This is a genomic window from Treponema zioleckii, from assembly GCF_014737315.1.
GTDB lineage: Bacteria > Spirochaetota > Spirochaetia > Treponematales > Treponemataceae > Treponema_D > Treponema_D zioleckii.
Genome location: NZ_JPUF01000003.1, coordinates 34911 through 51492, shown reverse-complemented (window position 1 = coordinate 51492; position 16582 = coordinate 34911). Strand labels below are relative to the sequence as shown.

The 16582-nt window shown below is 41.4% G+C and carries 15 protein-coding genes; 1 reads left to right on the top strand and 14 read right to left on the bottom strand.

What is annotated here, in order from left to right; genetic code table 11:
• Positions 1-24 precede the first annotated feature (24 nt).
• The 13 genes from JI65_RS01680 to JI65_RS01620 form a co-directional block, all read right to left on the bottom strand.
• Positions 25-2607 carry an ATP-dependent Clp protease ATP-binding subunit gene (locus JI65_RS01680; RefSeq protein ID WP_191013641.1) on the bottom strand — a complete coding sequence of 861 codons (2583 nt, stop codon included), beginning with the start codon at positions 2605-2607 and terminating at the stop codon, positions 25-27.
• Between the two features lie 17 nt (positions 2608-2624).
• Positions 2625-3017, bottom strand: a complete 393-nt coding sequence (locus JI65_RS01675; protein ID WP_191013640.1) for a hypothetical protein — start codon at positions 3015-3017, stop codon at positions 2625-2627.
• Positions 3018-3144: 127 nt separating this feature from the next.
• Entirely contained in the window at positions 3145-3705 is a 561-nt protein-coding gene (locus tag JI65_RS01670; protein WP_191013639.1) for an ATP--guanido phosphotransferase, read from the bottom strand.
• Entirely contained in the window at positions 3695-4222 is a 528-nt protein-coding gene (locus JI65_RS01665; protein WP_191013638.1) for a UvrB/UvrC motif-containing protein, read from the bottom strand. Before JI65_RS01665 ends, JI65_RS01670 begins: the two co-directional genes overlap by 11 nt.
• An 80-nt stretch (positions 4223-4302) precedes the next feature.
• The gene (locus tag JI65_RS01660) at positions 4303-5604 is read right to left on the bottom strand and encodes an ABC transporter permease (protein ID WP_242457129.1); all 1302 of its coding nucleotides are present in this window, start codon (positions 5602-5604) and stop codon (positions 4303-4305) included.
• Positions 5605-5619: 15 nt separating this feature from the next.
• Entirely contained in the window at positions 5620-6333 is a 714-nt protein-coding gene (locus tag JI65_RS01655) for an ABC transporter ATP-binding protein (RefSeq protein ID WP_191013637.1), read from the bottom strand.
• Complete coding sequence (locus tag JI65_RS01650) at positions 6326-7666, bottom strand: ABC transporter permease (protein ID WP_242457128.1); 1341 nt, start codon at positions 7664-7666, stop codon at positions 6326-6328. Before JI65_RS01650 ends, JI65_RS01655 begins: the two co-directional genes overlap by 8 nt.
• Complete coding sequence (locus JI65_RS01645) at positions 7656-8852, bottom strand: hypothetical protein (RefSeq protein ID WP_191013636.1); 1197 nt, start codon at positions 8850-8852, stop codon at positions 7656-7658. The genes JI65_RS01650 and JI65_RS01645 overlap by 11 nt, the downstream gene beginning before the upstream one ends.
• Positions 8853-8854: 2 nt before the next feature.
• Positions 8855-9724, bottom strand: a complete 870-nt coding sequence (gene ftsY, locus JI65_RS01640; protein WP_191013635.1) for a signal recognition particle-docking protein FtsY — start codon at positions 9722-9724, stop codon at positions 8855-8857.
• Positions 9725-9814: 90 nt separating this feature from the next.
• Positions 9815-11050, bottom strand: coding sequence for a hypothetical protein (locus JI65_RS01635; RefSeq protein ID WP_191013634.1), 1236 nt, complete (start codon positions 11048-11050; stop codon positions 9815-9817).
• Positions 11051-11290: 240 nt separating this feature from the next.
• The gene (locus JI65_RS01630) at positions 11291-11674 is read right to left on the bottom strand and encodes a hypothetical protein (protein ID WP_191013633.1); all 384 of its coding nucleotides are present in this window, start codon (positions 11672-11674) and stop codon (positions 11291-11293) included.
• A gap of 24 nt (positions 11675-11698) precedes the next feature.
• Positions 11699-12833, bottom strand: a protein-coding gene (gene prfB, locus JI65_RS01625) for a peptide chain release factor 2 (RefSeq protein WP_242457127.1) whose coding sequence is annotated in 2 segments (ribosomal slippage) — positions 11699-12763 and positions 12765-12833 — 1134 coding nt in all. Because the reading frame shifts where the segments join, the coding sequence is not laid out codon by codon here.
• 41 nt (positions 12834-12874) lie between these two features.
• Positions 12875-13162 carry a CRISPR-associated endonuclease Cas2 gene (locus tag JI65_RS01620; RefSeq protein ID WP_191013699.1) on the bottom strand — a complete coding sequence of 96 codons (288 nt, stop codon included), beginning with the start codon at positions 13160-13162 and terminating at the stop codon, positions 12875-12877.
• Between the two features lie 189 nt (positions 13163-13351).
• Between JI65_RS01620 and JI65_RS01615 the strand changes: the two genes are divergently transcribed.
• Positions 13352-14191, top strand: coding sequence for a tetratricopeptide repeat protein (locus tag JI65_RS01615; RefSeq protein WP_191013632.1), 840 nt, complete (start codon positions 13352-13354; stop codon positions 14189-14191).
• 201 nt (positions 14192-14392) lie between these two features.
• Here JI65_RS01615 and JI65_RS01610 read toward each other — a convergent pair whose 3' ends face one another.
• Positions 14393-16531 carry a tetratricopeptide repeat protein gene (locus JI65_RS01610; protein WP_191013631.1) on the bottom strand — a complete coding sequence of 713 codons (2139 nt, stop codon included), beginning with the start codon at positions 16529-16531 and terminating at the stop codon, positions 14393-14395.
• Between the last annotated feature and the right edge of the window lie 51 nt (positions 16532-16582).

The following is a 16582-nucleotide window of genomic DNA, read 5'->3' as shown; positions in this document are numbered from 1 at the left end:
ATTTTTAGCCAGTTTCATAGTCTTTTAGTCCTGTCCAGATTCAGTTTCGTTGCCGGCACTGCCGTCAATTTTTTCAGAAATCAAAAGTTCCTGCTTTGACTCAATGCTTCGCCTGGGCTTAACGGCTTTTACAAAAAGTTTTTCGCCATCAAAATCCACGTTAACCTTGCCGTTTTCTTCAGTTTTTCCTTCAAGAATCAGCATTGAAAGCGGATCCTCTATCTCCGTCTGAATCAAACGACGCATCGGACGCGCCCCCATATTCGGGTCGTAACCGTTGTCAAGAAGATACTCGCGGGCTTTAGGTTTTATAACAAGCTGCAAAGCACGGTCTTTGAGTCTATCTTCAAGTTCGGAAATCTGAATGTCAAGAATCTTAGAAATCTGTTCTCGACTGAGCGGCTCAAAAACCACAATGTCGTCAATTCGGTTTATAAGCTCAGGATTCATGATTTTCTTAAGCTCTTCCATTGCGTTTGCCTTGATTTCCTCCGCAGGAAGAAATCCGTTCGAAAGGGATGCAAACCCGAGTTTTCGCTCTGAAGTAATTTGCCTAGCCCCCGCATTACTCGTCATAATCACGACAGTATTCCTAAAGTTTACGCTATGCCCAAGATTGTCGCGAAGCTCACCCTCTTCCAAAAGCTGCAAAAGCAAATTGAAAATATCAGGGTGAGCTTTTTCGATTTCATCAAGAAGAACCACGCTGTAAGGCTTATGACGGACTCGCTCAGTAAGAGAGCCGCCCTCGTCAAAACCGATATATCCCGGAGGCGCACCAACAAGACGCGAAGCTGTATGCTTTTCCATAAAATCGCTCATATCGATTCTAAGAAGCGCGTCCTCGGAGCCGAAAAGAAATTTTGCAAGGGCTTTTGCGAGTTGTGTTTTTCCGACGCCAGTTGGCCCCAGGAAAATAAACGAACCAATCGGACGGTTCGGACTAGAAATTCCTGCCCTGCTACGGCGGATTGTTCCGCTCAAAAGTTTTACAGCCTCATCTTGCCCGATAACATCTTTGTGAATTGTTTCTTCCATTTTAAGAAGCTTAGAAGATTCATTTTCATCAAGCTGCTCAACAGGAATTCCCGTCATGTCGGCAATGATTTTTGAAATGTCTGCAACAGTAACATGCTTTTTTATGGTGCTTGAATTATTCTTCCAATAATTATTGAACGTTTCAAGTTTGGCTTTTAATTCACGCACCTTGTCGCGGACCATTGCGGCACGCTCATAATCCTGATTTGCGACAAGCTCATCTTTTTCGTTCCCAAGTTCTTCAATAGCCTTTTCAAGGTCGGCAAGCTCGGCCGGCTTTACAACTTCCTGAATCTTCTTTGCACTTCCAGCCTCATCAAGAATATCAATAGCCTTGTCAGGAAGATGACGCTCAGGAAGATAGCGCATACTTAGTTTTACGATTGCAGGAATAACTCCTTCATCATAAATTACGTTGTGAAAATCTTCGTATTGTTTTTTTAAACCGTCAAGGATTTTTACGCTGTCCTCGTAAACAGGTTCGTCAACTTTTACGGTTTGGAACCGACGCTCAAGCGCAGTATCTTTTTCGATGTATTTTCGATACTCTTTGAACGTTGTCGCACCCACAATCTGGATTTCGCCACGACTCAAAGCAGGCTTTAAAATATTAGAGGCATCCATCGTGCCTTCTGGGCTTCCGGCTCCAATAATCATGTGAAGTTCGTCAATAAAAAGAATGATGTTTCCGCTTTCCTTTACTTCCTTCATCATTCGCTTCATTCGTTCCTCAAAATCGCCGCGATACTTTGTTCCTGCAACCATCGCCGTTAAATCGAGGGAAAGAACTCGCTTACCGCTGAGATTGAACGGAACGTCGCCATTTGCAATCGCTTGTGCAAGACCTTCGGCAACGGCAGTTTTTCCGACACCAGGCTCTCCGAGAAGAATAGGATTGTTTTTTGAACGACGGCTCAAAATCTGAATCACGCGCTGAATTTCTTTTGAACGACCGACGACAGGATCCATTTTTCCGTCGTGGAAAAACTGCGTCAAATCGCGGGTAAACTCAGAAAGGAAAGTCTTCTTGGTATTATTTGGCTGAGGCGAGCGCATATTCGCGTATTCTTTTTGAGCTTCCGCATTCGGATTTCCGCCAGAAGCTGAATCGTAATCCTCGCTCGCAAAATTATTTTTCTGCTGAATGCTTTTTATAGTCTTTCGAACAACGTCAATCGTAATTCCGCACTGCTCAAAAAATTTCGCACTTTCGCTGTATTCCTCACGGATAGCGCCCAAAATCAAGTGCTCGGTTCCAACGTAGTCGTTTCGGAGCGAGCGCGACTCAATTACGGCAACATCAAGCATAGTACGAAGCCGTCGGGACGGAGGAAGTTCACTTAAATCCGAGAGCGGACTTCTCGTTTCAAGACTTTGCTCAAGAATAAGCTGATATGAGAGAACATTGATTCCAAGAGCCTGCAAAAGTTGATATCCGTAGCCCTGTGCATTTTTTAGGAGCGCCAGAAGAACGTGTTCCGGCTTTAGTTCAACCGACCCGCTTTTTCTGCCCTCTTCCTGGGCAAGCGTCGTCAAAAGTTTTTGTGCTAAAACTGATAATCCCTTCATGTTATCCCCTCATAATCTTAAGCGATTATTTTTAGATTCTCAAACGCCTCTTGGAGAATTAGCCCCCGAAGATAGTTTTCTTTTAGAAGTTTGTCAGAACCCACGTCGGCAGGTAAGTTTATTTTTCTAGTTTTCAGAACGAATTTCAAGTGCCCTTCCATAACCCGATAAAGCATGGCACTCAACTCAGAATCTTCGATTCCAGAAAAAAGACCAAGATTTTTTCCCCACTTTACCAGCGAAATTGACTCGATAGCTTCGCGAAGCGGAACCAAAAAAGAAAATTTCAATCTAGCGTAAGTTCGATAAATCAAATCACGAACTTCCGTCGGTTTTTCGAACAAAATATTTTCACGACATTTTCGCTCCTGCTCGGTAAGATATTTGACCGCCGCAAGAAGATTTGCCATCTGCTCAATCTCGGAGCCAGACTGCGCCGATTTTGTTGAAATCTGGTAAAAGAATCCGAGAGATGAAGATTTTAGTCCGCCAACTCCGTAGCAATCTTTTATGACGATATTTTTTTCTGAAAGTTCTTTAAAAAGCTCCCCGATTTTTTTCAGAAAATGAAAGAGTCGGCAGGTGAACCCTGCAAGAAACTTTCATTCCGCTGCCACAGTCATTCAACGAGGAAGTTAAAAATCCCCAATCGTAGCTTGCCGCAAACTGAACAGAATTCTGCATCTCATCATCAACGGCCTTGCAAAGTTCAAAGGCCTTTTTTCCGTCAAAACCAGCCACAAACGAAGAAATCCGAACATGGTCGTTGTCATTTACAAGGCAAGAAATCGTTCCGTCCGTTTTTATTACAATTCCAGTGCCGTCAGAAATCGGTGTGGAACGCTCCAAAACACCGCGCTCGCAAAGAATCTGCCTGCCCATTTCGTCAAGGTCGGAAGTAAGAACAGCCTGATAGCAATCAGGATCCGAAAAATGGGAAAATGAATCAAAAACGAGGGTTCGCACGCGCTGGGCATCATCATCCTTAAATTTTACAGGAAAAGGAAAATTCGCAAGATCGCGGGCAAAACGAACTCTGGTGGAAAGAACAACGTCGTTGTCAGGCCCACTTTCAGTGTACCAAGCATCATTTGCCATCTTCAAATCCTCCTTCTGCCACTGGCGATTTTTCCAAAGCTCTCAGATAATCACGGTAAATCGCAGCCTTTTCGTAATCTTCGTTTTTAAGAGATTCTTCGAGTTTTGACTGAATAACGATTCTGTCCGTGAGCACCGAACGGAAATTCTTTAATCGTTTCGGCATTGTTCCCGCATATTTTGAAGTAACCCCGATATTCTTAAAGATTTCGCTTATATCATTTTTGAAAATCGAATAGCACTCAGGGCAGCCAGCCGCACGATTCATTTTGATAAATGCAAGACTTGCCCCGCAAACCGGGCACAATTTTTTTTCATCCTCGGAAGCTTTTTTTCCGACAGCTTTGGCGAACGTGTCAAAAAGCAAAGCCAGAGATTTTCCGATACTTTTTGACTCTGGCGTGATTCCATATTTTTTTGCACATTCAATACAAAGATTCAATTTTCGTTTGTTTTCTACATTCGCTTGCTCAATAAAAAGAACAGCCTCGTGTTCCTGACATAAATCACAAATCATAAAAACTTCCTATAAAATCACTTAGAAACCAAAACAATCTGAGCTAAATAATAATTCACTTCGCAATATCTTTAAAGTAGCTAAATTTTCCTCAAAACGTCTATAGGTTTTTCTTTTCCAGCTTTTAATGCCGGGAGCGCACTCACCAAAAGCGAAAGAATCAGCGTGCCCGCCGTAATTATTATAAGCTGTCCCAAAGGAATCGAAAGCGGAATTTCCTGCAAATAAAACGCCGGGTCAAGAAGATTTATGTGCGTAAAATTCTCGACATTTCCATTCACAGCAAGATAAATAAATTCCACAAAATAGTTCACAAAAATTTCGATTTTTGTAAGAATCCAATTAAAATTCGCAGCGCAAAAAAGCCCTGCCGGAATTCCAATCAAAACTCCAGCTCCTCCGGTGGCAAGCCCCGTCAGCAAAAAAGAAAGTGCAATTTCAGAGGGAGAAGAACCAAGACTTTTTAGAATCGCGATTTCTTTTCGCCGCTCCATTACAAGCATTACAAGCGCGCTCGAAATGTTTACCGAAGCGACGAGAACGATTAAAAGCATGATGAACAAAAGCATGATTTGCGTCGACGCAAAATTCTCGTATTCGGCAACGTTCATCTCGTTCCATTTGTAAATTTCAAATTGGTCACCAAACTTTTCTTCAAACCGGCTCACAGTTTTGTCAAGCTCAATACTGTAAGCATCAGGAGTTTCGATTCCTACAAAAATTTCTGAAGACGAAACCGGGAGAATTGAAAGTCCCATTTCGAGCGGGATAAAAAGCCACAACGCGTCAAGTTCCTGATAACCGCTAGAAACGATTCCCGCAACTTTTAGCGACGTTATTTTTGGAAGAATTTTTCCGTCCGCTCCTTCACGGCTAGTTATGAGCCTTAAAGTCTTTCCCGCAGAAAGATTCAGAGTTTTAGCCAATTTTTCTCCGATTACGGCACTATTTTTTTCTTGCAAAGACGCAGAACCTTCTATTATCTTAAAAAGTTTTTTATACGATGCATTTTCTTCAAAAGCGTTTTTCGTAACCGCCCTAATCGTAGCGCCCGTGCGACCGGCAAGGGAAGAAGCAAGCCCGATTCCACGGACTTCAGGATAAGCATTCGTTATGCCCGGCTCGTTTTTAAATTTTTCTGCAACCGCATAAAGATTTTCAGAATCAAGTTCGCCTTCAAACATGGGAGAAAAAAAACAACTTGCATGGCTTGAACTCAAACCAATCATTCGTTCGGTAATGCCTTTTATCATTCCGTCAGAAACAGAAAGCACCATTACGAGTGGCACAAGGCTCAATCCGATGCAGAAAAACGCACCGATAAGGCTTCGGCGGGCATTGGATTTTTTTCCGGTTCGAGGAAATAGCAGTCTGAATGACAAAATAAAAAAGACGCACTAGTTTTCATTTGTAAAATGTCCGTTTTTTATTGAATAACAAAAATCACCGTTTTTTGCGAGCGACATGTCGTGCGTTACAAGAATCAGCGTTTTTTTATATTTTTCTGCCATTGAAAAAAGCAGCTCTCCAATCATTGCGGCATTTGCAGGGTCAAGGTTTCCGGTCGGCTCGTCGGCAAGAATAAGCTCAGGATCGTTCATAAGAGCACGAGCAACCGCAACGCGCTGTCTTTCGCCACCCGAAAGTTCCGAAGGCAAATGATTAACTCTCGAAGAAAGCCCAACGTCGTTCAAAAGAGAAAGCGCTTTTTCGCTGGCAAGTTTTTTTGATTTTCCAGCCATAATCGCCGGCAAAAAAACATTTTCAAGAGCCGTAAAATCTTTTAAAAGATAGTGAAACTGAAAAATCAGCCCCAAAAACTGCGAACGATATTTTGTGAGAGAATCTTCGTCAAGAGAAGTTATCTCAAATTCGTCAACTTTTACGGAACCCGATGTGGCGTTGTCAAGCCCGCCCAAAATATTCAAAAAAGTGCTTTTTCCGCTTCCGCTCTGACCGACAATCGTGATTTTTTTCCCGCGTTCAACGTCAAAATTCAGATCTTTTAAAATCGTCAAAGTCTCGCTTTCGGTTTTGTACGTTTTTTCGAGATTTCGGATTTCGATTATTTTATTTGTAAAATTTTCATTCTGAATGATTTCATTATTCATCTCTCATCACCTCTGCAACAGTCATTTTTAAAACGGCACGGCTGGCGTTCCAGCTCGCAAACAGCGAAGAAAAAATTCCGAACACTGTTATAAGCAGAATCTCTGTCGGAACAATTCTCGGCGGAATGTTGGCATAAAGCCTGAACATCGGATTTTCCCGCAAATACATTGCGTACTGCGGATTTGTAAGCATCGTAAAAAAAAGCTCAAAATAATGAACGATTTTTGCCATAAGCCTAAAAACGTCAGCCATTCGTGAGCTTATCAAAAGTCCAAGAGCGAGTCCCGGTATGGCACCGAAAGCCCCGGTAAGAAAACCTTGCATGACAAAAATTGACTGAATCAGTGATTTTTTTCCGCCAAAAGCCGCAAGGACACTGATTTCTTCACGACGCTCGTAAACAATTCTTCGCATTCCGTTAAAAATATTTATGCCAACAACCACAAAAATCAAGAACACCAAAAGCATGAGCATATTTTTTTCCACGCGGAGCGCACCAAAAAACGAACGGTTGTAAGACTTCCAGGACTCAATTTTTACTGATGGAAATTTTTCTTTTAAAATAGAAATCACTCTGGAATCAGAGCCGGTGTCCGTCAATTTTAATCCGTAAATTAAATTTGCGGCAGAACCAAAATATTTTTTTCCGTCCTCAAGATTTATAAAAGCGTAAGTAGCGTTAATGTCCGCATATCCGCTTCTAAAAATTCCCGTGACCGTAAAATTTCTGTCCGAAGAAAAAAGATCTACGTCCGTTCCGCCGGAAAGCGCAAAAAGGTTCACATGACTTCCGACACGAACTCCGAGCCTGCGTGCTACTTCAGACCCGACAACAATTGAGTCGTCTTCATTAAGATCAAATTCGCCGGCCCAAATCTGCATTTCTTTTTTAAATCCGCTGTCAGTCTCAAAAACATTTTTTGGAACAGCACGAACCAAAACGGCAGTCTGCTTTAAGTTTTTTCCGACAGAAAGTGACTGAGCCTCGTAAAACGGCGTGCACGAAACAACCAAATTATTTTCTTCGCAAAAATTCAAAAAATCCTTACGAACAGAATCATCCACATTTTCAACACGAAGATGGTACGAACTGATTTCCATAATCGAATCGATAAAACTCATCTGAAAGCCGTTCATTACGCTTATTACGACAATCAAAGTCATTACGCCAAAACAAATTCCCAGTGATGCCAAAAATGATGTAACGGCCGAACGACCTTTTCTGTCAACGCGAGAAAATCGTCGTGAAACAAAAAAAATCCAATGCAGCGAGGAAAAAAGATTTTTATGTGATGAATTATTTTTTTTGAATTCAGTCTTTTTAGTATTCAAAGGTTCTCCTTCGGATTGGTATTGAATTGTAGAATACAGTTTCTGCAGAACGAACTCCGTTAACGTATTCAGCTTCAACAGAAAATCCTTCGTCAAAATTTATGGTCTCTTTATAATTCATTTGCGCAGAATAAACTCGCTTTACCCGCAAAACATCGTCTTCATAATAAATAAAGTCCGGAGCGTCGCTCTTGGTTGTATAAGTATAAATATATGAAGAATTTATGACATCCGTGTAAGATTTTCCGCCAGAAGTCTTTCCATAAAACCAGGAAGTGCTTCTGTCTGATTTTACACGGTTCTCCGAATCATAAGTGAGGTAGCTTTTTTTATCGTGAACGTATTCTCCCTCACCTTTTTTTTCATCTGTCGAAACAAAATGATATTCGTCAACTATTGAAGGAAACCCCTGCAAATTGTAGAAAGCCTCTGTTTTAGTTTTTGCCGCATTGTTGATTTCAAGATACCAATACGGCTTGTTGGCCCCTTCTTTATAATAATAATTTTTTTGAACAGAAAGCGACAAATTTGAAGCCGAACTGCCCAAAGAAAATTCCTCGGATTTTACGACCCGAAGAGATTCATCAAACGACCTTCTCGTAACCCGATTTTTGTACGACGAAACAACGTAGCGAAAACCGTCAAATTCAGAAATCGCCATTTGCTCATCTCCAAAAACGTAGCGCCTGATTCGTCCCTCTTTATCTTTGAACGACGTTCCAGAATCCTCTTCATCAAGCAAATTCACAACACCGATATCAGAAACATACTCAAAACTTTCCGTGATTCTCGGCCACTTTAATTCCTTGTCTGAAGAGTGAATCGCCATAATGAGAGGATTTACCCAGCTTCCGACAAGCGGCGGCTCAGAAGAAAGCATTTCCTCGTAAGAAAAAACATCTTCTGCCGAAAACGAAGAATCGAGCACACCGATTTTTTGGGGCATGATTTTTTCGATTTTGTACAAGAAAACCCGATTCTCAGCATCGAAAATTGGAACAGCAAACGAATCCGAAGAATATTTCGTAATTTTTGAAAAAACTTTTGCCAGCGGAAACGCAGAATTTTTAGTCTTGTTGTAGCGCACAAGTTCAAAGCAAATTTCTTGCAGTGTAGCCTCCCTCGCAAAAAGGGGCGCACAGCTCAGAGAAACAAAAAACAAAACGATTCCGCAAAGTTTACGCAAAATTAGAGTCCCAAAAATTCGTTGGTGTAAGATTCCGGGTCAAAAGTCTGAATATTCTCGTATTTTTCGCCAGTGCAAACGTAGGCAACAGGAATTCCGAGTTCCTTTCCCACCGAAAAAGCCACTCCGCCCCGTGCCGTCGAATCGTATTTTGTAAGGATAACGCCATCAACGCCAACAGCTTCCTTAAAAACTTCCGCCTGACGCAAAGCATTTTGCCCTGTAGTCGCGTCAATTACGATAAATTTTCTGTAACAGCCAGCATCAGCTTTTTGCCCTGCAATTCTGTCGATTTTTTGAAGCTCGCGAACAAGGTTTTCTTTGTTGTGCAAGCGACCAGCAGTGTCCGCGAGCACAAGCGCACCGCCATTCGCACGAGCAGAGTCTGCCGCATCAAAAACAACCGCACTAGGGTCGCCGCCATGCTGATGCGCCACAACACGGATTCCAAGACGCTCACCGTGCATTTCAAGTTGTTCTTCCGCAGCCGCACGGAATGTGTCCGCAGCTGCCATAATTACATTTTCACCCTGATTCTTAAAATAATTTGCAAGTTTTGCAACCGAAGTTGTCTTTCCAACACCGTTTACGCCCAAAAGCATAAAAATATTCACTTTTCCTTTTTCTGGGGCAAACTGAACAGATTTTACATATCCCAAAAGCAATTTTTTTAATTCAAGACGAATTTCGGTCTCATCATGGATTTTTTTCTCTTTGCAGATTTTTTCAAGTTCACCTGCAATTTCATATGCCATCTTTGCACCGATATCGCCTTCCACAAGAGCATCAATCAACTCATCAAAAAATTCTTCGTCAAGTTTTTTGCCGCCGAACAAACCTTTTATTTTGTTCACAAAAGATAACCTTGCCATTTTTCTCCATTCTCCACTTTTCGTATTCACATTATAGGACATCTCCAAAAACTTGAAAATTGGCTATTTTTGGAGTACCCGAAACTTTTATCATTCAGCACCAGAGTTCAGTTTTTCTGGCGAAGGTTCACTTTCAGCATTCAGATTTTCTTCTCGCTCACCGCCGACAAGATTCTCTGACCGCTCCGCAGAAGGTTCGTTTTCCGCATCAGGTTTTTCGGTAGCACCATACTGAACAAAAGCCTCTTCTGGATTTTTGTCAATTTTTGCCTCAGCTGGAAGAACCTGGCTTGCCGCATGAAGATAGCGAACAAGTTCAAAAATAGTCCACGTACCAAAAACAGCGGTTACGCCAAGGGAAGCATAAGAACGTTTCTGCCATTTTGAAGCTTCCTCATAATCAACTCGCCCAAAAGAAAATCCATTGTTTGCAGAAGTGAATCTTCCAGTGCAGTAAAAAGTAAACGGAAGCGAACAAATAAGTGCGCTGTAAGCCGTGTACATGCGCCGCCGCCTTTTATCGATATTTTTTGCACGGTCGAACGGCTTTGCGTTCACAATAAGATTCGCACCGTCCGTCGCTTTGTCGTTCGTAATTCTGTAGAACGCCCGACTTTCGTTTTTATCTTCATCACCAACGCCAGAAAGTTCAAAAACACCGAGCACATTTTTTCCGTTAATAGAAAGCTTGGCCTGCGGATTTTCAGCATTATACGGTGCAGATTCCAATCCGAACGCGTAAAACATTCCGTCCCGATATTTTTTTAAGCGAATATTTACTGAGCCAGAAACCTCCGGAAGCAACTCCGCATGAACAAAAAAGCGCGTATCATCAGAAAATTTATAAGTCACCATAGCCCGCTCAAATCCATCAGATTCAATTGTTATCGTGTGGATTCCAGCATCAACAATCATAGGCTCAATTTCTTTTGATTTTAGGATTTTTACAACACCGTCCACCATAATGCGGCAATTTTCGCGAGCCTCCGGCGGCTCTATTTCAAATTCCAGCTCAATCGGAAGACTGTTCGCTATTTTTGGAGCCAAGCCCTGCACGAGCCGCCGGGCAAACGGCAATAAATCCGTAATCAAACCAACATCCGTAACTGTACCAATTGACTTTGCACCTGGATACGTCAAAATTTCAACTGTAATTGCAGCATATTCGCCATAAGTCACGATTTTTCCAGTAACAAGTCCGTTGATTTTTGCGGTAACAACTTCTTTTGAAAAAGTCCAACTGTCGTAGCCGGCTTCAAGAGCCTGTTCCGTCGGCGCAAAAAGCTTGCTATTATCATTTTGATACAAAACGACGTTCTCGCTCACAATTTTATTTTCTTCATCCTTGTGAAAAAACGGGAACGGAAACGGAAACTTTTTATTTTTTTTCTGCTGTTTTTATCGGAGTCATCAGCATTTTCAGATTTTTCTGAGTCATCTAATTTTTCGGTCTCGTCCGCAGACAAAACAGGAGTTTCAGAATTGCGATTTTCTTCGCGTTCTATCATCTTTTGACTTTTCGCAATTTCTGAATCAGTTTCGGCAAGACTCTCTTCTATTTTTTTTTCAATCTCTTTGATTTTTTTTTCTTTGCTCTAAAAGTGCTTTTTCCAAGTCTTTAGGGCGTTTTTTTGAAAGCACAAGCGCATCGCGCGTCTTAAATTCTTTTGAGAGCTGCAAAAAAAGTGAAATTCTGTCGGTCTGCAACGTGTAAAGTTTTCTATTTAAAGTTTCGCTTTCAGGAATAGTTCTAAGCCCACCCTTTGAAATTTGCTCCAAAATCAATTGAGGCAAAACTTCAGCCGCCTTTGTCAGATTTTCAGGATTTGATTTTGGTTGTTTAAAAGTAAATTTCTGTGCCGCGAGCACCCAGTCATCAGCACAGATTTTAAAAGAGAAAATCAAAAATAAAAAAATGACGAAAAGCGACTTTTTACGAAAGATTTTCATTCCAAAAGAATGTCCCAACAAGGACTACATATCCTCGTCATCATTTTCGCCGCCAACAGGAAGGCCCTGCCACTGAGCTTTTAGATAAGCGTCAATAAACTGGTCAATGTCGCCGTCCATAACAGCCTGAATATCACCTGCCGCGAACTTTGTCCTGTGGTCTTTTACCATCGTATATGGCTGGAAAACATACGTCCTGATTTGGTTTCCCCAAGAAATATCTTTTTTTTCGGCACCAAATTTTGCAGTTTCCTTTGCACGTTGCTCTTCATAATAAGCGTACAATTTTGCCCGCAAGAGATTCATACAAGTCTGGCGATTCATAATCTGACTTCGCTCGCTGTCGCACTGAACAACGATTCCGGTCGGCAAGTGGGTAAATCGAACCGCAGAATCAGTCTTGTTAACGTGCTGGCCGCCCTTTCCGCCCGAACGATATGTATCAACGCGCAAATCTTCCGGCCGAATATCAACTTTTATCGTATCATCGAGAATCGGGAAAACGAAAACAGAGCCGAACGAGGTGTGTCGCCTTGCATTAGCATCAAACGGACTTATTCGAATCAAGCGGTGAACGCCGGCCTCGCCCTTCAAGTGACCGTAAACATAGTCCCCAGAAATCTGAATGGTCGTACTTTTGATTCCGCCCTCATCTTCCTGCAAATCAACTGTTTCCATTTTAAATCCGTGCCGCTCAGCCCAACGAATATACATACGAGAAAGCATATAGGCCCAGTCACAGGCCTCGGTTCCGCCTGCTCCAGAATGAATCGTCAAGAAGCAGCCATTTTTGTCAACTTCACCAGAAAGCAAATTCAAAATGCTCAAGTCTTCAAATTTCTTCTGCAAAGCTTCAAGCTGAGGCCGAGCCTCATCTTCAACGCTCTGGTCGTTACCTTCAATTCCAAGCTCATACAAAGTATAAAGGTCGTCAACCTCTTGCATAATCTCACGCCACGGCTCAATTCGACCTTTTAAAAGCTTCAAGTCGTTCATAACTTTCTGAGCTTTTTCGGTATCATTCCAGAAGTCAGGTTCGTTCGTAAGAGCTTCTGTTTCTGCTATTTTTTTTTCGATTGCAGCAGGGTCAAAGACGCCCCCAAATATTTTTAATATCTTCCTGCAACTTTTCGATAGGTTCTTTCAATTCTTCAAGCATATCTTCTCCTTAGGAATTTTTTTAGCGTCGCGAAGATTTTATTAAGATTTTTTTGGAGCAGCCCCCAAGACACAACGCTTCCATTTTTTATGACGCAACTCGGTTATTGCAAAATTGCCTGCAATAGGAAACTGGTAAATTCTTACAGTGTCATAATAATCAGTAACACCGTCAATTTCCCTTTTTAGAGAGCTGAGCTGCCCTTCGTTTATCTTCATGCACTCCCAACAGGCACGCTGAACTTTTTTAAAACTGTATCGAGCGAGAATAGCAGCCATAACTTTTGCTGAATCCATTCCGCCGGGATCAAGAACAACAGACACAAACATTTGTATAGAATAAAACAAACGATTTATCTTGTCAAATGGGATTTTTTATTGCATTATTTAGATATGAAATTTAAAAAATTCCTCTTGATTTTATTGTTTTTTTCATTAAATATTTTTCTCACTTTCTCTCAAAACACGACGAATGACGTCCGACCAATCTGCAATTCAATAAAAGCGGAGCAAGTTGATGTGAATAAAGTCAAACTCACATGGAGCACGTCCGAAACTTTCTCAGCAAGAAAGATTGTCGTCATGCGTGCCGAAAAACCTATCATCAACCAGGGAATGCTGATTTCTGCCAATATTCTCCAGGAACTTTCCACAGACACAAAGGAATACGAAGACAATATTCAAGATTCAGGAACCTACTATTATGCCGTCGTTGCAAGAACCCAAGCAGGAACACTTTACAACATTTTAATTCCGTCAGTAAATGCAACGGTAACTCCGGTCGTACTCTCAAAAGATTTTACCAAGCAAATTTACAAAGATATGCAGGAACAAAAGAAAACTGAGCCAGAACCGGATTCAATTTCAACAATGACAGTTTTGCCAGAAGAAAAAATATATTCCGAAGGGCAAATGCGGGAACTTCCGCTTCCGTACCTTGACTTAATCGATGATTTGTACAAAAAACCTTCAATTACGAATCCAGAAGTGATTCAAGCAGGAAAAGAACTTTCCATGGAATATCAGAACTCCAAAAAAAAAGTTCTGCTCCCGTATATTTTTGAAGAGGATTTGATTTCAAATCCCGAAGGCGACGGATATTATCTGTTCAAGATTCTAAAAACTCATTTTATAACGGAAGACTATCAGACTTCTGTGCACGAGTTAAAAAAATTTCTTTCGATTTACCGAGAACCAGACATTACCCGCCGTGCAGCATTTTATCTTGGCGAAGCGCAATATTATTGCCGTCGCTACAGACAAGCAATCGCAATGTTCCTTTTCGTAGAAGACGATTTACCTGTTCTTGCAAGAAAATGGATTGATTCGTCGCTTGATTTTTACAAACTCGACAAATAAGGGAAAACGTTATAAATATTTTTTAGACAAAAAAGCACTTCTAGTAGGTTTTCCACTAAGTTTTTTTTAGAAAAACTTGAGCTTCAGTTTTCCGTCTCACTTTAAGAAAGGTCGCGTTTTGTCAAAAAAAAATGCAGGAAACGCTCTATAGAACTCTCTAATTTCTGAGTAAACTTTTAGCGTCTCCTTTTTATCAAGCTTCTATCTGATTGCACGAATCATATCAATGATTGCAGGTGTTTTTACCAAGCCCAATTCTTCAGCATTCAAACGTTTTTTTGCAGTTCCATCTTCAGGAAGGATTCTGTCACCATTTTCGCCAGCAACGGGAGCCGTATCAGATAAAACTGCGGCATCTGCATTTGTCGTGGCAGGCATTGAGCGAACCAAAACTTCATCACCAACATTTACCCGGTCATAGAATCCAGACTGTTCAAAAGTTCCCTGACAAATTTCTTCGCCAACTTTAGAAACTGTAATTTTTCCAAGATAATCCTTACTGTTGAATCTTACGCCAGGACCTTTGTCCTCTGTCTGAATTTGACCAACTTTTATAACGTCAAGAACGACGCCTTCTTTCATTCCCTCAACTTTTCCAAGGTCTACCAAAAGCTCATTAACGCTTCTGTCAATTATCTTTCCGCGAACAGGAAGAATGCCAAGCAAATCCCGTCTGAATGCACGTAAAACAGATGAAACTCTGTCATTGCCAGTCCTAAAATAATTAAAGCGAGTTGTTTCAGTTCCAGTGCGACCTGAATAAACTACAGCATCAAGAGAAACTTCACGCTCACTTTCCTCAACTTTCATAAGAACAAAATAGTCCATTTTGTTCTGACGAGCCAATCGGTACGCTTCTCCATAGTTTTTGACAGGCGAATTCTGAACAGCTATCGAAGTCGTCGCAATTCCACTAAAAATATCAGCAGCCATACCTGTAACAACTTCCTCTGCCTCTGGATGCAAAAACTGCGAAGTGTTTTTTGTGTAATAAAAACCAATGTGCCAACGGATTTTATCAAGATAGAAAGGATCCACATTCCATTTTGCCGAAAGCGAATATTTCATCAGAGATTCATACGATTCAATAATATCCTCTGCTCGAGTTTGTGCATAAGTTTTTTTCGTTGAATCATTTTTGCCATTTTCTTTCTGCTGATTCTGAATGAACTTCATCTGATTCAAATAAATTTCATGCAAACCAGATTTAGCAAGCAATTCAGCAAACTCTGCCCGAACCACAGTATCATTCGGATTAAGCTTTAACGCCCGCTGATATTCATAACGAGCCTCTTCACCCATATAAGCTTTAGCGTAATCGCGAGCTTTTTTTATGTGATATTTTGCCCATGTAGGTCGGCGGGAATCCTCAATAGGAAGATTTCCGATTACCACAAGTTCGAGAGCATCACGCATAAGCTCATCATCTGGTTTGATTGTAAGGGCCGTCGTCCACGTTGCAATAGAATTTTCCATTTCGCCCTTTTTATACTGCGAGAGACCTTTTAAATACCAGGCCTCCCCCGTCTTGCGTTTTTTGGCGATTAAAAAATCACAAACATCTATAACATCATCAAAACGGTCCTGGGAATAAAGAATAGTCGCAAGAAGAACATATGCATTCGTAAAATCACTTTCGATTTGCACAGCAGAACGTGCACGCCGCTCAGCCTCGGCAAGATTTCCTTGCTTTGCTTCAAGGTACGCTGCCAAATAGTGAACTTCTGCCTCGCCTGAATGGTAGCGGAGAGCCTGATCGATATATTTCTTTGTGGCAGCATCGTTGCCCTGTTCCGCAGAAAGCAATGCCAATGCCAAAAGCGCCTTTCGGTTATTCGTTTGACGTTTTAACGCATCCAAATAAAGTTTCTGAGCGCCAATAACGCTTCCATCATACAAATCAAGTTCCGCAAGACCAAATCGAGCATCAATGTCATTTGGGTAAGTTTTTAAGATATCGTTAAAAACTTTACGCGCCTCCGGAAGTTTTCCGAGAGAAATATAAATCATTCCGCGAAGATTCAAAATTTCACTGCGATTTTTTGCATATTTTTCCGCTGAATCAAGATAGGTCAACGCAAGCGAATAATCTCCGACCGCATACGTCACCTGGGAGAGATGAAACCACGCATCCCCATAAGATGGATTAACTTGAAGAGCCTGCTGAAAATCCTCGGCAGCACCATAAAAATCATCATGATTCTGCTTATCGAGTCCCTGTTTGTAAAGAGCCATCGCCCCCTGCTGATTTGACCGTTGGGCAATCAGCTGGGATGAAAAACTCAATGTCAGAAACAACGCAATAATCTTCAAACTAAAAATCTTATTTATAAATTTCATGTTTTTCGTCTCTCAAGTTTTATTTTGTCAGTCCAGAACTAAATTTTTGAA